The sequence below is a fragment of the Pseudochelatococcus sp. genome (assembly GCF_050946405.1).
Classification (GTDB): Bacteria; Pseudomonadota; Alphaproteobacteria; order Rhizobiales; family Beijerinckiaceae; genus Pseudochelatococcus.
Genome location: NZ_JBMNUS010000005.1, coordinates 37070 through 58304 on the forward strand (window position 1 = coordinate 37070; position 21235 = coordinate 58304).

Consider the following 21235-nt stretch of genomic DNA (forward strand, 5'->3'; position numbering starts at 1 on the left):
GCGGTTTGGTGGCAGGGTAGCGAATATGATCGATCTCCATTGCCACTTGCTGCCCGGTATCGATGATGGTGCGAACGACGTTGGTATTTCTGTCGAAATGGCCCGCATGGCGTCGGCGGACGGCGTGCGGACGATTGCGTGCACGCCTCATATTGTGCCGGGACTTTATAACAACGAGGCCGAAGGGATCACGCGCGAGGTGGAAGCTTTGCGGCGCGCCCTCGATGAAGCCGGTGTGGCGCTGGAGCTTGTGGTCGGCGCCGACGTTCATGTCGACCCGGAGCTTGTCGTCCGTCTGAAGGCGGGCGTGGTTCCGACTATCGGCGGTTCGCGTTATTTCCTGCTTGAGCCGCCTCATCACGTTCTTCCCCCCAATTTCATCCAGTTTTGCCGGCGCCTTATCGAAGCCGGTTACATTCCCGTCCTGACGCACCCGGAGCGGCTGACGTGGGTCGAGGCCCACTACGACGTCATCGAGGCGGTGAATGCCGAGGGTGTTCTTCTCCAGATTACGGCCGGTTCGCTGATGGGTTCGTTCGGCCGTTCCGCGCAATACTATGCCGAAAGGCTGCTGTCCGAAGAACGCGTCGATCTGATCGCCAGCGATGCGCATAACGTGAGCAGCCGGCCGCCCACGCTTTCCGTGGCTTATGCGGAGGTCGAGCGTCGTTGCGGCGCTGCCGAGGCCGAAAGGCTATTTACCGTTGTTCCCTCGCAGATACTGAAGAACGAGGTTCTTGCGCCGCGGGCGAATACGGCGGTCCGGCGTGAGAAGCAGCCGCAACGCGATGCCGGTTTCTCCGCTTCGCTTTTTTCTCATTGGGGGTCGAAGAAGTCGTCCCGTCGAGCGCGCAGAGTTGAGCTGACATGAACGGGTTGCACTTGCATTTTTGTCGTTGTCTCGTCCTGACTCTGGGATTGGTGCCGCTCGTGGCCTGCACTGCGATGGGCGACGTGGATCCGGGTGCCGAGGTTGCCGGATCGGCGGAGGCTCCCCAGGTCGTCTCTTCGCCTGCGGCTGTTTCTTCGGGGGCGGTCTCTCCGGCGGCCCAGGCGCCCGCGGAGGCCGCGCCTGCCGGCGACCTGCGCCTGGTCCCGGATCTGCCCGCGCCGGCAGCCACTTACGGGGGGACCGAGCAGCCGATTGCGCCTTCCGATGTGCTCGATGTGTTCGTTTTTCAGGTTCCCGATCTGACCCGCTCCGTTCAGGTCGATTCGAGCGGGCGCATAACGCTGCCGCTGATCGGGACCGTCAGCGTGGCGGGCAAGAGCGTCGGCGAAGTCGGAAACATGCTCACGAGAGCCTATGCGGCTGATTATCTTCAGAATCCGCAAGTCTCGGTGATGATCAAGAGCTCAGCCTCGATGCGCGTGACCGTCGACGGCGAAGTCGTCAGGGCGGGCGTATATCCGCTGCCGCCGACGGCGACGCTGGTCGATGCGATCGCGCTTGCCGGCGGTCTCAGCAGGATCGCCGATACCAGTAAGCTTTTCGTGTTCCGCAATATCAGCGGTCAGACGCTGGTCGCAAACTACGATGTCGGCCAGATCCGGCAAGGCGCAGCTCAGAATCCTCGCATTTATGGCGGCGATGTTGTCGTGGCGTTCAGCTCCGCCAGCAAGGTGGCCATGCAAAATCTCCGGGAAGCCCTGGGAATGGCGGTGCCGGTTGCCAGATTGGCAATTCCATGACCGTCCGCGTTCCCGCAAACGACGAAATCCAGGTAGATGTCTGAACAGAACATACCCATCTCCGCGCCGGGCGGTCTGGCTCCAGGACTGCGCGGTCAGACTGTGGGCTTCGCAGGGCGCCCGCAGTTTTCCGACTTCGAAGCGGTCAACGATGAGGAAAGCTTCGACCCGTTGAGGTTGTTCTACTTTGTACTCCAGTATCGGTGGATGATCGGCATTCTGCTGGTTATCGGTCTGGCGGCTGGTTTCGTTTTTACGAAGGCGCAGACGCCGCAATATCAGGCGTCGTCCCGTCTCGAGATACTGGTGCCGTCGGCCAGGGTGTTTCAGGACATCGAGGTCGTCTCCGAGTCGAAGGACATGCGCGCCTTTCTGACCGCGCGGGAACGTCTCACCAGCCGCACGCTGGCGCAACATGTCGTGCTGAGTCTCGGCCTTGCCGACAATCGGGCTTTTCTGTTTCCGCCGCCGAGCTTCAGTCTGGACAACATTCTGCGCCGCGCCTTCCATCTGGAATCGTCGACCCGGTTGGAGGACTTCACGCCGGAAGAACGGATGTCTATCGCCGTAGACCGGGTGCGCCGCAATATGTCGGTTAACCTGATCAACAGCACGAGTATTCTGGGCATTACGTTCAAGGATCCGAATCCGCGTATCGCGCGGATGATCGCGGACCAGATCGCACAAAGTTATATAGATCAGCGCGTTGACCAGATTGGCGCGACGTCCGAACTCGCGCGGCAGTTCATTGAGGATCAGGTTGCCCAAGTAAAGGCTAAACTGCAAACATCGGAGCAGGCGCTCGTCGATTATGCCAAGCAGGCGGGGATCGCCGTGACGGGAACCGACCAGTCACTCATCGATTCCAGTATCCAGGCGATTAATGGCGCGCTCTCGGAGGCGATAAAGGACCGGCTTAAATACGAGGCTCAGGCGAAGCAGATCAGCAATGGCCGGGGAGGCAGTCTCGAAGAAGCTTTGCGAAGCGAGGGGTTGCAGAGGTTGAGAAGCGATATCGCTTCTCTCAATGCAGAATATCAGCAGAAGCTGCGTGTTTACAAACCCGGATTCCCGGAAATGCAGCAGTTGCAGGCCCAGATAACCGAGATGCGGCGGCAATATGAAGACGGCATTGCGCTGATTGTCGATGGCATCCAGTTGCGTCTGGAGGAGGCGAGCGTTCGGGAAGCCGATTTGCGTGCTCAGTTGGTGAACTTGCAGGCGGAGCAGGTCGCCTTTCAGGACAAGAACATACAATACTCTATCCTGAAAAGAGAGTTGGACTCGAACAGAATCCAATATGAATCTCTCATAGGAAAAATGAATGAAGTTGGTGTTGCGTCGGAATTGCGCACCAAGAACGCGACGATCGTGGATAATGCCGTTCTCCCGGGGGCGCCCGTGTCGCCGAGAATGCCGATCAACCTTGCGCTCGGCGCCATTCTGTCCTTGTTCACTTCTGCCGTGGTCATTTATGTTCGTGAGAAGCTGAGCAACACGTTCGTCAGCCCGGATCAAGTCGAGAAAACCCTTTCGCTTCCCGTACTGGGTCTGCTGCCTTATGTCGACGAGCAGCAACGGGCGGAAATCGCGGATAATCCGAAATCCGAACTTTCGGAAGCTTATCGAAGCTTGAGGACATCGATTCAGTTTGCCTCCGGTGAAGGTCCCCTCGGTACGTTTCTGATAACCTCGTCGGTGCCATTCGAGGGCAAATCGACTACGGTGTTTAAGCTTGCGCAGGATTTTGCGCAGTTGAACAAAAAGGTTGTGGTTATCGATGGCGACTTGCGCAAACCCAAGGTTCACAGGCTCTTCGGTCTCGATAATACTCTGGGTTTGAGTGATATTCTGCTGCATGGCGATGGCAACGAGAACGTTACGCGGCTCATTCGCCAGACGGGGATGGAGGGCGTCTGGACGATCACGTCAGGCACGATTCCGTCGAATCCTGCCGATCTGCTCGCGTCACAGCGCATGGCGGCATTGATCGATAGCCTCCTGCAACGTTTCGATGTCGTGTTGATCGATGCGCCTCCGGTGTTGGGCCTGGCAGATGCGCCAATCCTTGCGCGTCTCGCGCGCAACACCTTGTTGATCGTCTCCACTAATCAGGTGACGCGCAACACTGCGATCGGGGCGCTCAAGCGGTTGCGCGCTGCGGGCGCGAATGTGATCGGGGCGGCGATGTCGAAGTTCACGGCGAGCAAGTTCGACTACAGCTACTCTTATCGCTATATGAGCCAAGTCTACTATAGTTACGGTAACGACGCGTTGCAGCTGGAGGGACGCGATGAAGGAAAGAAGCCCCGAAAGCAGTCGTCGAACTGGCTTTCCCTTCGGGCTCTTGGCCTTGGTCGGAATTCTGCTGCCGGCGGTGATCGCAACCGAAGCCGCTAGGCTTGTGGAAACGAGCTCTCCAGCGCTCGCCGTCCGCCTGAATCCGTTCAATACGAATGCGCGTCTGCAACAGGTCACGGACAGGCTGAACGGCGAGACCACGGAAGATTTCGGTGATCTCAAGGCAGAGGTGCAGCGCGGCATCTCGTTCGATCCTGCGGACGCGCGGCTTCGCTCGGCGCTTGGCGAGATCGCGCTGAGAGAAGGGAACGCCGATGAGGCGAAATCTCTTTTCCTTCAGGCGCACAGGCTGTCGCAGACCGAGCGTCAGGCCATTCGTTCGTTGATCCGGCGCGGCATTGAAGATCGCAATTATTCCGAAGTTCTGCGTCTCATCGACATATCGTTGCGGCGGGCGCCGCGCGATTATGAACAATTCGAGTCCATCCTGCTTGGCCTGCTGGTCACGCCGGCAGCCTATGACAATGTGATTGCCATGCTGCGCCATCCTTCTCCGTGGCGCAGCAGTTTGCTCCGATCTATAGCGCGGAACGATGGTGAAAGTTTCCTGACGCTTCGTGTCATGCAGGAGCTGATGGAAGGAGAAACACCGCCTCCGCAAGCCGATGTCGCCGCCGTGGTTCAGCAACTCGTCCGCCGGAAGCTGTATCGGGACGCATACCGCGTGTTTCTTGCCTCGATGTCGGACGAAGACTGGATGCGCGCCGGGTTCATCTACAATAGCGGCTTCACCACCCCGCTGGGTGTTCAACCGTTTGACTGGACCTATGCCTCCACGGCCCGCGTCGAAATATCGCTTGGCGGTCAGGCCGGCTCCGTGCCGGGCGCGACCGTGCGATTTCTCAATACCCCCGTGCGCGAGCTGCAATTACAACAAACCCTATTGCTCGGACCCGGAAAATACAGGATGACATCCGTGGCGTCAGCACGCGGATTGGTCATTCCACGCGGATTATTCTGGAACATACGTTGCATATTGCCCCATCAGCCGATCGCTACACTCGATATACAGCCAGGTACATACATCCACGCTGATGCGACCGTTGATTTCGAAGTCAATGAATGTGCCGTGCAGATGCTGGAATTGCGTTCGGGGCTGAAAGTCGATAGCGGGCGTTACGCTTACGCAGGGAGCATATCGTTCCATAACGTATCGATAGAGAGAGCGCATCGTGACTGAATCTGTCGGGAAGGGAGAAATTTACCTGTTCGGCGCCGGCACGGTTGCCGCCCTGATGATCGGAGGCGGGACGATGCCGGGCTTGTGGACGGATTCGGTGCTGCAAGTCGCGTTCCTCGTTTCCGCGATCCCCATAATATTGGCTTTCCATCATCGAAAGATCGACTTGTCTGTCGTCCTGTTTCTCACTTTTCTGGTCTTGATCGCATTCGTGCAGCTCCTTCCGCTGCCGCGTTCCCTTGTCGAACTTGTCCGGCCTGCGATTTTCGAGCTGCCGGCGGGTATGGAAAACCAGTACCTGTTCGCGTCGCTCAGCCTCGGGCGCACGATCGACAGCGCGATCTACATAGCCGTCCTTGTCGTCGTATCCGTCTGCATGTTCCTTTTGCCGAGGCAGCATCTGTACTTTCTGGGGTATTTTCTGGCGGCAGGTTTCGCGTTCAACGTGATCCTGTCTTTGATCCAGTATTCCGCTTCCTTTTCCGTCAAGCTGTCTCCCGATGAAGCATACGACATGGCTGCGGGTGCGTTCGCCAATCGGAACCATCTGGCGGCATTGATTTACATGTCAATTCCGTTTTTCGTCTATTTTTACATTGATGACAAGTATCGTGTGTGGTCCGGTTTGGCGCTTGCGATATCTCTGCTGGTTCTTCTCGCGACAGGGTCGCGGGCGGGCGCCATTCTGGCGGTGATCGCCGTTCTCGCATCGTATATCGTGCTGTCCTCGCGACGTCATAACACTTTCCGGGCCGTTGCCGGTATGGCGGGAATTCTGTTTTTTCTGGGCATGGGGCTATGGGGGTTGCAGGATTCCTCCTATGGATTGCTGCAAGATCGGATGCGCCCGGAAATCGCGGCTACCACATTGTCCGCCATTGAAGAAAACTGGGCGCTCGGTACAGGCTACGGCACCTTTCCGACTGTTTATCAGGCTTATGAATCCGCTTCGTCGATCGGAGTCCAGTACATTAACCGCGCTCACAACGATTACCTGGAGGTGGCCCTTGAGGGAGGCATCCTCGGGGCGATGGCCATTGCCGTCTACATCATCGTTATCGGTGCGAAGCTCATCCGCGGAAATCTCAACAGCAAGCAGAAGGCGGCTGCGTTGGGCATATCGTTTATTCTACTTCATTCTCTTGTCGATTATCCGCTGCGCACGATGGCGATCGGGGTCGTATTCATCTATTTCAACGCCATGCTTTTTCACCGACGGGGCCGTGCGCGGGCATAAGATAGCGCCGATCAAATGAGGCCGTTTGATTGATTTTATTGAAGATAGATGTGCTTCATTCCATCGAAGATAAGTTTTAAGTGCTCAAGATATCGCGGATAAAAGTCACGATGATTCGGAAAATTTGACATACCATAAATATTTCAGACTGTTCTGGCACGGAAAGCCTGACAAATCCGACGCAACCGGTTGTTCACGAAAACCCGATCCCGGAACGCAACCCCTGTTGCATGCGTGTAAGACGCTGTAATAAAATAAGAATCTTATATATTGGACCAAATGCGAAAAATTCCCATACAAGATCGTCGTTGACAGACGTTGCTTTGCTTGATACCCCTAAACAAGTTCAATTAATGAGCATCTTGTATCTTTCTGCATATGTTATACAGTATAGATGGCATATGCGGGGTTGTCGGTGATGCATGTATGTCGAGGCTGAACCGGGAAGTCGCCCTGTCGCGTGCTTCTGGCGGTGAGCCTTGTTGTGGTTTTTTACGGGGTCTTTCAACGTGGGGTTGTGGGCGGCGAACGGTTCAATCGATGTCATCTGAACGATGAGTGTTGCCGTTGTCCGTCGTTACGGGCGCGGCTCCGCCGGCTTCATGCGGGGGCTTCCGGGGTGCCAGCAGTCCGACAGGGCGGCTGGTAAACATGGATGACGATATACGAGAAGGGGCTTCGAAGATGACCGATTTTGTAACCAACGCCACGTTTACCACGGGTTTCGCGACCAACCGCTGGGATGACATCGTTACCGTGTCGCTCGCTGGAAAGCGGACGATCGGCAACAACCGCAACATCCTGCAGGATTCTGGAGATCATATCCTGCGGGGCGATCGGCACGCGACCAACAAGAATGATGCCATTCTCTACGACCTGCGGTTCAACAACGGCGTCAATCTCGACGGCACGACCCAGCGCTTCGTGAACACCTTTACGCGCTTCGAGCTCGGTGCGGGCGATGACGTGCTTGATCTCACGGTGAATCCCGGTCGCGGCGTTCCTGACTATACCAATTCCGTGACGGCTATCGGCGGCATCGGGTATGACTCGCTCTGGACCGGCTACGGGAATGACACGGTTTATGGTGACGATGCGACCGGTTCGTTGATCGACATCGATATTGGCCTGGGTGGCGAGGGCTTTAGTGACACCATCCATGGCGGTGACGGCCACGACAGAATCTATGGCGACTTTGGCGATCTCAGCCTGCTGAATGTGAGTGTCACGCTCGGCAATGCCCAGCTTGGGGCTGACTTGCTTTACGGCGGTAATGGCGACGATATCATTTATGGCGATCTGGGCCAGTTTTCGCTGCTTTCCGTCTCGATCTCCGCTCTGGGCGGCGGCGATGACACCATCGACGGCGGTGCCGGTAACGACACGATTTACGGCGACGTCGGTCCGGGTGGCGTGCTGAACATCGGCGTTTCCGCGCTGACTTTCGGCCACGACAGCATCAACGGTGGCGATGGCGCCGACTACATCGTCGGTGACAGTGCCGCCGGCGTGCTCCAGAACCTGAGCCTGCTCGGTGTCGGTAACGACCGCCTGTACGGCGATGCCGGCAACGACACGATCATCGGTGACTTTACCGGTACTCTCAACGGTCTGGTCGGCGGTCTCAATTTCGGCAACGACACCATCGATGGCGGCGACGGGAACGATCTCCTGATCGGTGATTTCACGTCCACGCTTCCGCTTACCTTGACGTCGCTGTCGTTCGGTCACGACAACATCAAGGGTGGCTCCGGCAACGATACGATCTGGGGCGACACGAACAACGGTGTTGTGCTCGGTATCACCGGTGGTAACGACACCATCGAAGGCGGTGGCGGTAACGACGAACTCTGGGGCGATTTCCCCGCTCTTCTCAATCTGCGGGGCGGATTCGACGTCTTTGTCTTCGGTCCCGGCAGCGGGCAGGATACGATCAAGGACTTCGAGCTGGGCGGCCTGCTCGAGACCTATCACGACCGTATCGATGTCAGCGCCTACGGCATCACGCAATTCAGCCAGATCAACTTCAGCGTCCCGTTCCTGGGGGGCGATGTCACTATCAACTTCGGCGGCGGCAATCGGGTTGTGGTCGAAGGCGCGGCGCTTCTCGGCGTGAATCAGCTGGGTGCTGAGGACTTCATTTTCGCGTAATCCGGCGCGGCGATCGGGGCATTTGCCGGTTTCGTGAAATCGGGAAATGCCCGGCGATCTTTCTTTCGAGTGAACGCTGATCGATCGGCCGACGCTCCGAAGATCCATCTCTCGATACAGATATAATGGAGTGAACCGTGATCAGGCGTGAAGACGAGAACAAGATGAATCTCGCAGTGGAACCCGTGGGAAATTCCGTTGAGCAGCCGGAGCGCCGCGAAGTGGTGGGCCGGATGCTGAAGCTCGCTGCGGCGGCCCCGATGGCCGCTCTGCTGTTCGATCCGAGGAGCGCCCGCGCCGACTCGACCGGCGGCGGTATCGAAGAGCCGTAAGGTCGAACGGCGTCGGTTCAATGTCTTCCATTGCGTCGCGTCGGTTTGCTTTTGACGGCGGTCTGGTGCTGCGCGATGGCGAAAGCGGCCGGGTCTGGTTGCTTCAGGATGCTGCGGCTGAGGCGTGTCGCGGTCTCGATAATGTCGAGGCTGTGGCCGCCTTGTCGTCGCTTCATCAGACTTCGGATGATTCGGCTTCCCTGATCGGGCGCCTCTGGTCGCCGCCGGAAGAAAGCGCCGAACTGGATCTTGTGCTGCGCGACGGCGGTCCCGTCGTGCGTGTCCGGGTGTGGGACAGGCGGCTTGCCGTTCCGCTCGCTTCCATGCTCACCTCGCTCGCGGCGGTCGGTGAGCCGTCCGTCGTGCTCGACCTGTTCGTGGCCGGAGACAGGACGGCCGTCGCGCGCGACGGGCTCGTGGTGCAGGATGGTCCCGGAATAGGTTGGTGGTTTCTGGTGCGCTGGCTTTCCCGGTCGCTGCATGCGGGCCGTTCGTGGCTCGGGGTGCTGCATGCCGCGACGGTCGTGCCGCCGGGCGGCGATGCCGTGGCGATTGCCGGTGTCTCGGGTGCGGGCAAGACGACGCTTGCCGGTGCTATGATCGCAGCCGGCGCACGCCTGTTGTCGGATGACGCGACGCCGATCGAAGCCGGCAGCCGGCTGGCTTGGCCCTGTCCGCTCGCGATGGGCGTGAAAAAGGGGAGCTGGCCGCTTTTCACGGCGATGTTCGATGATTTCGCCGACGTGACGCCGGTGCATTTCGGCACGCTCGCCATCCGTTATTTCCCCGCGCCCCGCATGGTGAGGGGAGAGGGCCGTCCCGTCGCGGCGATCGTGTTTCCCGCATGGAAATCCGGCGCGGCCTTGACGCCCGAGCGGCTGCGTCCGAGAGACGCGCTGTGTTTGCTGGCGCAAAGCGGCACCGAGCCGTCCGTGCAGGAAGAGCATCTGGCCGACATGCTGCAATGGCTGGAGACGGTTCCCGCCTGGCGTCTGGGCTATGGCGATCTCGGCGAGGCGGTGTCTTTCGTGCGCGGATTGGCGAGCGGCGGGCAAGACGAAGCCACATGAGTCCATTTGCCCAGCTTTGCCTGCTCGTTCGCTGCGCGCTCGGCAATGAGGCCGATCCGGCCGGCGCGATGGCGGCGGCGAGGCTCGATAGCGACGAACTCATCCGTCTCTCTCTCGTTCATCGGGTTGCCGCGTTTCTGCATATCGTGGCGGCCGATCCATGTCTGGGGCCGATCCTGCCGGGCGAGCTGCGCGACGCCCTGCCGGTGGTGCATGAGGCCAATGCGGCGCGTAACGTGCAGTTGCGCCGGCAGCTCGGCGGTCTGATCGGGCTGCTGAACGATGCGGATATCGAGCCTGTTCTGCTCAAGGGCGCCGCGCGGCTTGTCGACGGCGCTTACGCCGATCCCGCCGGCCGCTTCATGGGCGATCTGGATCTGCTGGTGCCGGAGGCGCAGCTTGCGACGGCGGATCGATGTCTCAGGGCGGCCGGCTATTACTCCGACGACGCTCATCGCAACCCGGACGAGCACCATCATCTGCCGATGCTGCGGCATGACGATGCTGTTGTGGGCGTCGAGCTGCACCGCGCCATGGCGCGGCCGTGGCATGCCGCGTTGCTGCCGCCCGCCGATGTCGTCGCCCGCTCGACGCCGACGTTCGTGGAAGGGCATCGCGCGCGCTTGCCGGCTCCGCGCGACAGCGTTGTCCATCTGATCGCGCATAGCCAGCTACAGAGCCATCGCTTCGTCACCGGCGGCATTCTCCTGTCGGATATAGTGGAATGCGTGCTGCTCGCGCGCGCTGCCGGTCCGGAACCGCTGCGCGCGGCGCTCGAGGCGGGTCGTCATGCGGGTGTGGGGCTGTCTTTTGAGACCTTTCTCGATATCTGCGCGCTGGTCTCGGGCGAGCGGATCGCGTTGGCCGGGGCGTCGACTCCCGCAAGCCGGCTGCTCGCGCGGCGCGGCATGTGGCAGCAGGATCATCGCGCTGCGCAGGTGGCCAGCGTGATTGTCGAGCACCTGATCCGCACGATGCTGGTGTTGCCGCGTTATCCCTCCGTGCGGCGGCGCTTTCCGCGGCGGCTGGCGCAGGCCGATTTTTACAGCAGCCGCTGGCGCGAATTCCGGCGCCTTTTTCGTGGCTGAACGGCCCGCATCGGACGCCCACGCGGCGCTGGCGAGATCCGTTTGAGCGTGTGGCGGAGGGATATTGCTTTCCCGGAAAAGATATGGCAGCCTGTCTAAGTTATTCGTGGCAGGGGGCTTTTCGCATTTCATTGTGATGCGGGAAGCCGCTGTGTTTTTGAGATTGAGTGATTTCTTGTCGATTAAAACAAGAAATGTAGGATATCTCCTGTTTTAACTTAAACAGGAGATATTCCAGGGTCTGTGACCTTATTTTCAAAGGATATTGATGACATGACGGATTTCGTATCGTGGGGAACGTCGCTCGTTTCTCATCCGGTTTTTCATCGCGCGGAACTTCAAAGCACGGAACATGGCTTGCCGTCCGCGCGCGCTATATTCGGAAAAGCCGTTTCGGCGCATGACGATCAGGATCGCGCGGTCAGCGTTCACGAGAGCGGGATCTTCTCGTTCAGGGATTCTCTCAAGTACTGGTTCAGGAAGATCGTCGACAGCTTCGGCGCCACCGGTGCGATCATTGGCAGAATCGGGGGAAGCGTCGCCGGTAGCGCGCTCGGCATGCGCGTTGCCGTGCTGATGTCCGTCAATCCTGTCGAGGGCGGCCTGCTGGGTGCGCGCTATGGTGCGGAAGCGGGGGAATGGGTCGGCCGTGCGGCCGGCCTTCTGGTCGGGGTCATTGTGGGCGCGGTCGTCGCACCCGCAGCGGCGGCGGGCAGCATGGCGTTCGAGACATTCCACGCAAGCGCCTTTCCCGCGGCATGAAGCGAGCGGTGCCGGACGACCTTTCCGGCACCGTGCCGCCCTGCGCGGGTGAAACCTATCCCGAAACCGCCTTGCCGCCGTCGACGCCGGGCGTTTCGTGGGTAAGGATCGCATAGATGGCGGCGGCGTCGCGCGCCGAGCGCAGCCGGTCGAGATTGCCGGGCTCGCGCAACAGGCGCGCCACGCGCGCCAGCGCCTTCAGGTGGTCGGCTCCCGCCGCCTCGGGCGCCAGCAGCAGAAAGACGATGTCGACCGGTTGACCGTCGATCGCCTCGAAGTCGATGGGCTTTTCCAGCCGGGCGAACAGGCCGAACAGACGATCGATCCGCGCCGGCTTGCCGTGCGGAATGGCGATGCCGTCGCCGATGCCGGTCGAACCGAGGCGCTCGCGCTGTAACAGCGTCTCGTAGATTTCACGCTCGTCAAGGCCGGTGAGATCGGCGGCTCTGGCCGCTATCTCCTGTAACGCCTGCTTCTTGCCGCTCGCTTTCAGCGACGGCAGGATTGCGTCGGGTGTAAGGATGTCGGTCAGGGGCATATCTCGAACGCGCGCAGCCGCGGGTCGCTCCTTCAGTGCAGATCGGCGCACGCGTCGTCTGCGCGGCCGGCCATGCAATCTACCACGGATATGAGCATCAGGCGTCCGCGAGGGGCATGCCCGATGCTCGCTCAACATCGCACGGTGTCATCCGCAAACGATCAGCCCTGGCCTTGCGAGCCGGCGGGCGGATCGATCCAGCCGATCGTGCCATCGTGACGGCGGTATACGATATTTACCCGGCCACTACCAGCATGTCTGAACACAACTACGGGAGCCCCCGTCAGGTCAAGCTCAACCACGGCCTCGCTCACGGAAAAGCGGTGGAGAGCGGCGATATTTTCCGCGACGATGACGGGATGGAAGGCTTCATCGACATCCGCCTCTTCCTGGAGCGGCTCGATGACGTAGGAGCGAAGCTCCTCCGCGCCGGCCGCGTCCGCGACGGGCAGATGGGCGAGATCGGCGGAGCCGGGCTGGGCGCGTTCCTTCAGGCGGCGGCTGTGGCGGCGCAGGCGGCGTTCGAAGCGGTCCGCCGTCTGGTCGAAGGCCGCGTAGGCGTCCGGCGCGAAGCCCGTCGCCTCCAGCGTGATGCCGGTGTTCAGGTGCAGCACGCCGACGGCGCGAAACCCGTTGCCCTCCTTCTCCACAACGACATGACCCGAATAGCCGGTATCGAAATACTTGGCGATGGCCGTCGAAACGCGCGCCTCGATCTGGCCGCGCAGCGCATCGCCGATATCGATGTTCTTGCCGGTAATCCGTAACGCCATCATATCCTCCTTCCCTGATACGCGCTTCGTGCCGGGTGGGCCGGGGCGCGCATAGTCAGCTTATGATCATGGCCGTGCGGCGGCCAGCACTATTTCTCCGTCTCAGGGGACTTTGGCGGCGAGCGCCCTGCGGCGCTCCACCGATGAGGGGATGCGCAGCGATTCCCGGTATTTGGCGACGGTGCGGCGCGCCACTTCTATGCCTTCCTCGCGCAGCTTGCCGACGAGCGCGTCGTCGGAGAGCACGTCGCGCGCCGCCGTCTCCGCGCCGATGAGCTGCCGGATGCGGAAGCGCACGGCTTCCGCCGCATGGGTATCCCCGCCGTCGGTGGCCGCGACTGCGGCGGAGAAGAAATATTTCATCGGGAACACGCCCCTGTCCGTGCCGATGGCCTTGTTCGCCGTCACGCGCGAAATGGTCGATTCGTGCATGTCGATGGCTTCGGCGATCGTCTTCAGGTTGAGAGGGCGCAGATGCGCCGCGCCGTGCAGGAAAAATCCCTCCTGCCGGCGCGCGATCTCGCTCGCCACCTTCAGGATGGTGCGGGCGCGCTGGTCGAGGCTGCGGGCCAGCCAGTCGCCGCTTTGCAGGCATTCGGAGAGGAATGCGCGGTCGGCGTCGGAGCGCGCATTCCGCATCAGCGTCACATGATAGGCCCTGTTGACCAGCACGCGGGGGAGGGTGGCGTCGTTGAGTTCGACGACGAGGCTGCCGTCGCCCTTGCGGCGCACGAAGGCGTCGGGCACGAGGGTCTGCGCCGGCTCGTGGCCGAAGCCTCGTCCGGGCTTGGGGTCGAGCCGGCGCAGCTCCGCCAGCATGTCGTTGAGATCTTCCTGATCCACGCCGCACAGCTTGCGCAACGCCGCGTGGTCGTGGCGGGCGACGAGCGCGAGGTTGGCGACGAGCGCCTGCATGGCGGGATCGTAGCGGTCCTTCTCACGCAATTGCAGCGCCAGGCATTCCGCGAGATCGCGCGCGCCCACGCCCGTGGGCTCGAAGCTTTGCACCAGCGCCAGCACTTCCGCGACGCGCGCCTCGTCGACGCCGAGCCGTTCGGCGATCTCCGCCGTGGGCTCGCGGAGGTAGCCGGCGGAATCGATGGCGTCGATGATATGCCGGCCGATGAGCCGCGCCGCCGGATCCGCTGTCGCCAGATCGAGCTGGGCCGACAGATGATCCGACAGGCTGATGCCTGCCGCGAGCGTCGCCTCGATGTCGGGCGCGGTATCGTCGGGATCGCGGTTGCCGCCCGCATGGGGCGGCGCCGACGACACCATCAGCCCTTCGTCGGCGGCGAGGGATTCGGTGCGGGGCGGGCCGCCGTCGTCCTGAAAAACGTTGTCGAACGAGGTGCCGAAATCGTCCTCGATCGAATCGCGCTGCAACCGGGGTTCGTCGGGCGACCAGTCGCGCTCGTTCTCCGTTTCCGGCGCCGCGTCGTATGTCGCGTCGTGTGCCGTATCCTGCGGGGTATCCTGCGCTGTCTGGGGAAATGGCGTTTCCGGCCCGGCCGGGTCGGGCGGCGACTCAGGGCGTGCGCCGTCGTCGGGCGCCGGGGAGTCGTCCGTGCGTTCGAGCAGCGGATTGCGCTCCAGCTCGGTTTCGATGTGGGCGGCGAGTTCGACATGCGACAGTTGCAACAGACGTATCGCCTGCAACAATTGCGGCGTCAGCGCGAGCGACTGGCTCTGACGCAGTTCCAGCCTGTGGGAAAGTCCCATCGACGCAATCCCCGGTTCCCTGCGGCCTTTCGCCCGCGGGAGGGAGGCGGGCGACGGCACGCTTCTTGCTTGGCGTTGCGGTTGACTTTAGCGCCTTTGCAGGGTCACGTCAAAGTTGAAAGTCCTCGCCGAGATAAAGCCGCCGCACTTCGGGGCTGGCGATGATGTCGGCGGGCGGTCCCTCCATCAGCACGCGGCCGGAGTGGATGATGTAGGCGCGGTCGATGAGGCCCAGCGTCTCGCGCACGTTGTGGTCGGTGATCAGCACGCCGATGCCCCGGCGGGTGAGGTGGCGCACGAGATTCTGGATATCGCCGACGGCGATGGGGTCGATGCCGGCGAAAGGTTCGTCGAGCAGCATGAAGGCCGGATCGCCGGCGAGCGCGCGCGCGATTTCGCAGCGCCGGCGCTCGCCGCCGGAAAGCGCGATGGACGGCGACTTGCGCAGCCGCGCGATGTCGAATTCCTCCAGCAGGGCGTCGAGCTTTCTCTCGCGCGTCTTGCGGTCCCGCTCCACCACCTCCAGCACGGCGCGCAGGTTGTCTTCCACGCTCAGGCCGCGGAAGATCGAGGCTTCCTGCGGCAGATAGCCGATGCCGAGCCGCGCGCGCCGGTACATCGGCAGCCGCGTGATATCGTGCCCTTCCAGCGTGATGGTGCCGAGATCGGCGGCCACGAGGCCGGTGATCATGTAGAAGATGGTCGTCTTGCCCGCGCCGTTGGGGCCGAGCAGGCCCACGGCTTCGCCCTTGCGCACGTGGAGCGAGGCGCTGTGCACCACGGTGCGGCCGCGATAGCTCTTGCGCAGTCCGTCGATCGCCAGCACGCCCTCATGCGTCAGCGGAACGGCGCGGAAGCCGTCGTATTCCGCCTGCGCGGGCGGACGGGGCGAGGAGAAATCTGGCGGAATGTCGGAGGAACTGTCGGCAACGGGCGAAAGCGTCACGAAAATATCCCGGTTCGAGGTCGTCGCGAGGAATGAGGGGCCGGGGCGCTGAAACCCCGTGCCCGGTCGCCGCCATTGGATCGGTGTTTGCTCCGGCGGCCGCCCGTCATTTGGGCGCGTTGCCGCTGCCGGGCACGAACACGCCCTGCACCCGGCCGCCCGGCCTCGCGACGCAATTGGCGATGCTGGTGTCGAGATTGTAGACGATCCGGTCGCACTGCTGCACGTTCTTGCCCTGGCTCAGCGCGACCTTGCCCGTCAGGACGACGGTGTTCGCGTCGCGGTCGAAGACCGCATGCTGGCCGGTGGCCGTCTGGTCCTTGGAAACGACCGTCACCGGTCCCTGGCAATCGAGCTTGCGGATGTTGTTGTTGCCGTCAGCCGGGCTCGCCGCCGGGCCGCCGGCGTTGCCCGTCGCGCTCTGCTCGTAGAACACGTTCAGCGCCGAGCAGCGCATGGTGGTGTCGCCCTGCACGGCCACGACATTGCCCGTGAAGGTGGCGCGCTTCTCGCTGTCGAAGATGTCGAGCCGGTCGGCGTCGATCTTGATCGGGTCCTTGCCGGAGCCGAGCCCGCCGAGGGGCTGGCTGCCGGGCGCCCCGCGTCCCGCGTTCGCGCCCTGCGCCAGCGCGCCGCCCGTCGCGGCCAGGATCATCGCCGGCACGATGACGGCCAGCAGCGGCCATCCGCCGCGGGCGATCCGCCTGCCTGTTCCGCCCCGCATGTCCGTGTCCCGCAAGCTCATCGTCGTTTCATCCTGTCGTGTCGCGCCGGTCGGCGGCTCGTCGTCGTCACCCGTTTCCAGATCGAACGGCGTCCGGCCTGAACGGGAATCCTGCTCTCCTGCCGGCCGGTTACTTCCGGCCATCCAGAACCGCCTGTACATTCCCCTCGAAAACGATGCGCTTGCCGTTGTCGGAGATGTCGAGCCGGTCGGCGGCGATGGTTCCTTCCGAGATCGTGACGGTGACGGGCTCGTCGGAGACGACACGCCCGCCCTTGAAATCGACGGCGGCGGAGGAGAGCCGCGCGTCGTAGCCGTTGTCCGTGCGCACACGCACGTCGCCCTTCAGGTCGAGGGATTCCGCCTGCGAATCGTAGACGCCCGTCGCGGCGTCGATCTGCGCCTTGCCGCCGCCGTCGAGCTGGACGTGGCCGGTGATCTGCTGCAACTCGACGACGGACGGGTTCTTGACGTCCTGCGTCGCGGAGGCCGCCGTCATCTCATAGGGCTGGGTGCCGTCGCGAAAGCCGGAGAGCCGCGGCGCGTCCATGGTGATCTTGGAGCCCGACAGCGAAACCGGCCCCACGCTGAGCCCGCCGATGCTGCGCAGCGGGTCCAGCAGGCTGATTCCCACCACGGCCGCCACGCCCGCCAGCGCGGCGAGGGGGATGAGCCGCTTCATGGCGCGCACGCGCGCCGAATGCCGCAGCGCCGCCTTGTAGGCGGCGGGCGTGATCCCCGCGGGGGGAGGATCGGCCGGAGGCTGGCCGGCGTGCCGGTGCGGGGCGTCTGTCAAAAGGCTTCCGTGCTCCATGGGCGCCGCGCGACAGGAGGCCGGGCGGCCGGGATGCCCGCCGGCGGAAAACCGCGGTCAGGATATCCGCAATATAGACGGCGGCGGCCTCCGTTCCAAGTATCCGTTCCAAGTAGCGGTTATTCCGGATGGCGATTGCCGGGGAGCTGAGGGAGCGCCGCCTCTTACATATGCGCGAAAATGTCCGCCTCCGGCCAGCCCGCGAGATCGAGCCGCGCGCGCGTGGGCAGGAAGTCGAAGCATGCGCGCGCGAAATCGGAACGTCCCTCGCGGGCGAGCATGCCGTCGAGCTTCTGCCGCAGGGCGTGGAGGTGCAGAACGTCGGAAGCGGCATAGGCGAGCTGCGCGTCGCTCAGCGTATCGGCCGCCCAGTCCGAAGACTGCTGCTGCTTGGATATCTCGATGCCGAGCAATTCGCGCAGATTGTCCTTCAGGCCGTGGCGGTCCGTGTAGGTGCGCGCGAGCTTCGAGGCGATCTTGGTGCAGTAGACGGGCTGCGGCATCACGCCGAACGCGTGGAACAGCACCGCCAGATCGAACCGGGCGAAATGAAAGATCTTGAGCACGCGCTCGTCGCCCAGCAGCCGGATCAGGTTTTCGGGGCGGGGGCCGTCGCGGCGAATCTGCACCACTTCGGCCGATCCGTCGCCGCCGGAGAGCTGCACCACGCAAAGCCGGTCGCGATGCGGGTTGAGGCCCAGCGTTTCCGTGTCGATGGCGACCGAATCACCGAAATCGACGTCGGCGGGCAAGTCGCCGGAATGGAGCGTGATCGCCATGGGGATATCCCGTCTGGATGACATGCGGCGAGAGGCCGCGAGTTCGGATAAGGCGCGGGCGGCGCGTTCGTCGCGCTTTAGCATCCGCTTGCATCCCCGACAAGAGCAAGGCGGGCGGATCGCGCGCGGGAATATTGATGGCGCAAGCGCATGTCGAGCCTTCTTGCCGGAGACGTCTTGCGGAAGCCGATTGAACAGGTTGTGAGGCGATGCTGTTCACCAACACTTAAATATAAAAAAATATAACGCGCACCGGGAGTTTTTCATGAACATGCGGAACGGATTTGCAAGACGATAACAGTTGTCGGACCGCGCGTATTTCGGCAGATTGCGGGTGCGGCGCTATCCTGACGCATGTGGAATGCCGTTTGCCCGTCCATCGGATCGACCCGGCGGTCGGGGCGCTGCCTTATCGATAGCGTTTGTGGGGAACATGTCGGATCAACCGTCCATCGACCAATTGCTTGCCCGCATTCGCGAGGAGGCGAAGCGCTTCGCCCTTCCCCCGCAGGGCATGCCTCCGCGGCGCGCGCCGCTGGCGTTGGCTACGGCGCCTGTCGATCTTGCCGGCGTCGACGCCCGGCTGGAGGCGGTGGAGCGCCGCCTCGAGGCGGATACGGCGGCTCTGGAGGCGCTGAGGGAGCGCGTGCGCGCGCAGGCGTCGGCGGCCGATCTGCAACGGCAGCGTCTGGCGGCCGTCGACAGGGCGGAGGGCGAAATCCGCATCCTGCGCGAGCGGCTGCGGGTTCTCGGCCTCGCATCCCCGGAAGGCGGCCGGCGCGCCCCCGCCGATCGCGCCCCCGCCGACCGTCCTCGCGCGCTGTCGCCGGCGGTGGAAGGCTTGGTGGAAGGCTTGCAGGAATCGGGCCTGTGGGCGGAGGGGCGCTCGTCGCTCGCGCCGCGCGACAGGCTGGAGCTGTGGCCGCAACTGCTGCTGGAGGACGGCGACGTCTTCCTCAACAACGCCTACCGGGTGCTGCTCGATCGGGACATCGATCCGCCGGGGCTGGAGGGCTACCGGCACAAGCTCGTCGAGGGGCGCGGGCGTCTCGAAATCCTGTGCGACATTTCCTCCTCGCCGGAGTTCGCCAGACGCGGCAAGGACGACGAAACGCTGCGCCGCCAGCGGCGCATCTATCGCTGGGCGCGGCGGATCGAGCGCACGCCGCTGCGTTTCCTCTCCCGGCCGCTTTACCGTTTCCTGCGCAGCAACGAAAACGGCATGCTGGCCGTGGGGGCGGCGCGCGTCGCGCTCGCGGCCCGCGCCGCCGCCACGTCGCTGCGCGACAGGCTGGACCGCGACGACGCCCTCGCGGCCGATCCGCGTCTCGACGCCTTCCATCTCGTGCTGGCGGAAGCCGTGCGCGGGCCGCAGGAGGCGATCCGGGCGCGCAGGAGCCGTTATCTCGACAGTCTGGCGGCGGTGAAGGCGGTTTGCGACGGCCCCATCCTCGATATCGGCGCCGGACGCGGCGAATGGCTCGCGCTGCTGCGCGACTGCGGCCACGCGGCGCGCGGCGTGGACCCGAGCCCCGCGATGGTCGGCGTCTGCCACGACAAGGGCCTCGACGTCACCCGCGACGACGCGCTGTCGGCGCTGGGCGCGATGCCGGACGAAACCCTGTCGGTGATCAGCGGCTTCGACATCGCGGAGCGTCTGCCGTTTCCCGAGCTGTTCGCGCTGTTCGGGGAGGCGTTCCGGGTGCTGCAACCGGGCGGGCTGCTTCTCGTCGAGACGCCCGATCCCGAAAACGTGCTTGCGGGCGGTTACGCCTTTCATCACGATCCGGCGCGCCGCCGCCCGCTGACGGCGGTCATGCTGGATTGCCTCGCCCGCTATCACGGCTTCGGGGAGGTCGCCTTCTCCCGCTTCGATCCCGACGATCCGTCGGCCGCGGTGCAGGCGGAGGGAGCGCTGGCGGAACGCTTCAACGCGCTGTTCTACGGCCCGCGGGAGCATGCGCTGTTCGCCCGCAAGCCGCGTGCGGATGAGACGATCGCGGAGCGCCCGTCCGCATGAGGCTGATCGTCACCGTCAACGCCACGCCGTTCCTGACGGGCGGCGCGACCTATCATTTCGAGGGACTGGTGGAAGCGCTGCGCGCGCGCGGCCACGAGGTCGAGACGCTGCGCTTTCCCTTCACCTTCCACCCGGAAGCCAGCATCGAGCGGCTGATGGACTGGTGCGAGACGCTCGACCTCGCCGCCCCCAACGGCCAGCATGTCGACAGGGTGATCAGCCTGCAATTTCCCGGCTACGGCGTGAATCACCCGCATCACACCGTCTGGGTGATGCACCAGCATCGCGCGGTGTACGATCTCTATCCCGGCGATGAAGCTTCGCCCGAGGTGCGGCGGCTGCGCGGTCTCGTCCATGCCTACGACAACCGCGTGCTGGCGCGTGCCGAGCGGCTGTTCGCCAATTCCCGCAACGTCAGCGCCCGCCTGTTCCGCTTCAACGGCATCGCGGCGGAGGCGCTCTATCATCCGCCGCCGCTGGCGGCGCATTTCCGCTGCGACGAGGCGCGCGACTATGTGTTCCTGCCGAGCCGCATGGAGGCGCTGAAGCGGCAGGGGCTGGTGCTGGAGGCGGCGAAGCTGTGGCGCGCGCCGGTGATATGCGTGCTGGCGGGGCGAGGGGGGCTGCTGGAGCAGAACAGGCGTTTCGTGGCGGAAAACGATCTCGGCGAGCGGGCCGTCATTCTGGAAGACTGCCCGGACGCCGAAAAGCTCGCCCTCTACGCCGGTTGCCTCGGCGTGATCTATCCGCCGCGCGACGAGGATTACGGCTATGTCACGCTGGAGGCGCAGCTTGCGGCGAAGCCCGTCGTCACCTGCACCGATTCGGGCGGCCCGCTGGAGTTCGTCGAGGACGGGGCCGAGGGGTTCGTGGTGGAGCCCACGGCGCAGGGCATCGCCGATGCGGTCGACCGGCTGTGGAACGACCGCGCGCGGGCGCGGGAGATGGGCCGGCTGGGGCTTGCCCGCTATCTGGAGCGGAACATTTCCTGGGACAATGTCGTCGCTCGCCTGACCGAATGAACGCGCAACCTGTGACGGGTCCAA

General features: G+C 63.2%; 19 protein-coding genes. 12 read left to right on the plus strand and 7 right to left on the minus strand.

The genetic code is table 11. The features are described from left to right. Positions 1 to 25 precede the first annotated feature (25 nt). The 10 genes from ACOYJQ_RS09320 to ACOYJQ_RS09365 all read left to right on the plus strand — a co-directional run bounded on the left by ACOYJQ_RS09320 (position 26) and on the right by ACOYJQ_RS09365 (position 11873). The gene (locus ACOYJQ_RS09320; protein ID WP_433457900.1) at positions 26 to 871 is read left to right on the plus strand and encodes a tyrosine-protein phosphatase; all 846 of its coding nucleotides are present in this window, start codon (positions 26 to 28) and stop codon (positions 869 to 871) included. After that, on the plus strand, positions 868 to 1692 hold the full coding sequence (locus ACOYJQ_RS09325; protein ID WP_433457901.1) for a polysaccharide biosynthesis/export family protein: 825 nt from the start codon (positions 868 to 870) through the stop codon (positions 1690 to 1692). The genes ACOYJQ_RS09320 and ACOYJQ_RS09325 overlap by 4 nt, the downstream gene beginning before the upstream one ends. A gap of 36 nt (positions 1693 to 1728) precedes the next feature. Continuing rightward, entirely contained in the window at positions 1729 to 4092 is a 2364-nt protein-coding gene (locus tag ACOYJQ_RS09330) for a GumC family protein (protein ID WP_433457903.1), read from the plus strand. After that, positions 4046 to 5233 carry a hypothetical protein gene (locus ACOYJQ_RS09335; RefSeq protein WP_433457905.1) on the plus strand — a complete coding sequence of 396 codons (1188 nt, stop codon included), beginning with the start codon at positions 4046 to 4048 and terminating at the stop codon, positions 5231 to 5233. The genes ACOYJQ_RS09330 and ACOYJQ_RS09335 overlap by 47 nt, the downstream gene beginning before the upstream one ends. Then, on the plus strand, positions 5226 to 6470 hold the full coding sequence (locus ACOYJQ_RS09340) for an O-antigen ligase family protein (protein WP_433457907.1): 1245 nt from the start codon (positions 5226 to 5228) through the stop codon (positions 6468 to 6470). Before ACOYJQ_RS09335 ends, ACOYJQ_RS09340 begins: the two co-directional genes overlap by 8 nt. A 684-nt stretch (positions 6471 to 7154) precedes the next feature. Next, complete coding sequence (locus tag ACOYJQ_RS09345; RefSeq protein ID WP_433457908.1) at positions 7155 to 8621, plus strand: calcium-binding protein; 1467 nt, start codon at positions 7155 to 7157, stop codon at positions 8619 to 8621. Between the two features lie 137 nt (positions 8622 to 8758). Further along, positions 8759 to 8953 carry a hypothetical protein gene (locus tag ACOYJQ_RS09350; RefSeq protein WP_433457910.1) on the plus strand — a complete coding sequence of 65 codons (195 nt, stop codon included), beginning with the start codon at positions 8759 to 8761 and terminating at the stop codon, positions 8951 to 8953. Positions 8954 to 8973: 20 nt separating this feature from the next. Then, positions 8974 to 10023 carry a hypothetical protein gene (locus ACOYJQ_RS09355; protein ID WP_433457911.1) on the plus strand — a complete coding sequence of 350 codons (1050 nt, stop codon included), beginning with the start codon at positions 8974 to 8976 and terminating at the stop codon, positions 10021 to 10023. Beyond that, on the plus strand, positions 10020 to 11111 hold the full coding sequence (locus ACOYJQ_RS09360) for a nucleotidyltransferase family protein (protein ID WP_433457912.1): 1092 nt from the start codon (positions 10020 to 10022) through the stop codon (positions 11109 to 11111). The genes ACOYJQ_RS09355 and ACOYJQ_RS09360 overlap by 4 nt, the downstream gene beginning before the upstream one ends. Before the next feature lie 273 nt (positions 11112 to 11384). Beyond that, positions 11385 to 11873: a hypothetical protein gene (locus tag ACOYJQ_RS09365; protein ID WP_433457914.1), complete on the plus strand. Its 489-nt coding sequence runs from the start codon at positions 11385 to 11387 to the stop codon at positions 11871 to 11873. A gap of 55 nt (positions 11874 to 11928) precedes the next feature. Here ACOYJQ_RS09365 and ptsN read toward each other — a convergent pair whose 3' ends face one another. The 7 genes from ptsN to ACOYJQ_RS09400 form a co-directional block, all read right to left on the minus strand. Next, positions 11929 to 12411, minus strand: coding sequence for a PTS IIA-like nitrogen regulatory protein PtsN (ptsN, locus tag ACOYJQ_RS09370; protein WP_433457915.1), 483 nt, complete (start codon positions 12409 to 12411; stop codon positions 11929 to 11931). Between the two features lie 161 nt (positions 12412 to 12572). Beyond that, a complete protein-coding gene (hpf, locus tag ACOYJQ_RS09375; protein WP_433457917.1) occupies positions 12573 to 13184 on the minus strand; it encodes a ribosome hibernation-promoting factor, HPF/YfiA family in 612 nt (203 codons plus the stop codon). Between the two features lie 102 nt (positions 13185 to 13286). Beyond that, positions 13287 to 14906 (minus strand): RNA polymerase factor sigma-54, encoded by a 1620-nt coding sequence (rpoN, locus tag ACOYJQ_RS09380; RefSeq protein ID WP_433457919.1) that lies wholly within the window; start codon positions 14904 to 14906, stop codon positions 13287 to 13289. Positions 14907 to 15015: 109 nt separating this feature from the next. After that, entirely contained in the window at positions 15016 to 15852 is an 837-nt protein-coding gene (lptB, locus tag ACOYJQ_RS09385) for an LPS export ABC transporter ATP-binding protein (RefSeq protein ID WP_433457921.1), read from the minus strand. A gap of 106 nt (positions 15853 to 15958) precedes the next feature. Continuing rightward, positions 15959 to 16720: an LptA/OstA family protein gene (locus tag ACOYJQ_RS09390; protein WP_433457923.1), complete on the minus strand. Its 762-nt coding sequence runs from the start codon at positions 16718 to 16720 to the stop codon at positions 15959 to 15961. Next, a complete protein-coding gene (lptC, locus tag ACOYJQ_RS09395) occupies positions 16707 to 17372 on the minus strand; it encodes an LPS export ABC transporter periplasmic protein LptC (RefSeq protein WP_433457924.1) in 666 nt (221 codons plus the stop codon). Before lptC ends, ACOYJQ_RS09390 begins: the two co-directional genes overlap by 14 nt. Before the next feature lie 182 nt (positions 17373 to 17554). Then, on the minus strand, positions 17555 to 18169 hold the full coding sequence (locus ACOYJQ_RS09400) for a ribonuclease D (RefSeq protein WP_433457926.1): 615 nt from the start codon (positions 18167 to 18169) through the stop codon (positions 17555 to 17557). Positions 18170 to 18602: 433 nt separating this feature from the next. On the opposite strand from ACOYJQ_RS09400, the gene ACOYJQ_RS09405 reads away from it, so the two are divergent. Together ACOYJQ_RS09405 and ACOYJQ_RS09410 are read left to right on the plus strand one after the other, a co-directional pair. Continuing rightward, complete coding sequence (locus tag ACOYJQ_RS09405; protein WP_433457927.1) at positions 18603 to 20189, plus strand: methyltransferase domain-containing protein; 1587 nt, start codon at positions 18603 to 18605, stop codon at positions 20187 to 20189. Further along, positions 20186 to 21211 carry a glycosyltransferase family 4 protein gene (locus tag ACOYJQ_RS09410; protein ID WP_433457928.1) on the plus strand — a complete coding sequence of 342 codons (1026 nt, stop codon included), beginning with the start codon at positions 20186 to 20188 and terminating at the stop codon, positions 21209 to 21211. The genes ACOYJQ_RS09405 and ACOYJQ_RS09410 overlap by 4 nt, the downstream gene beginning before the upstream one ends. Positions 21212 to 21235: the final 24 nt, after the last annotated feature.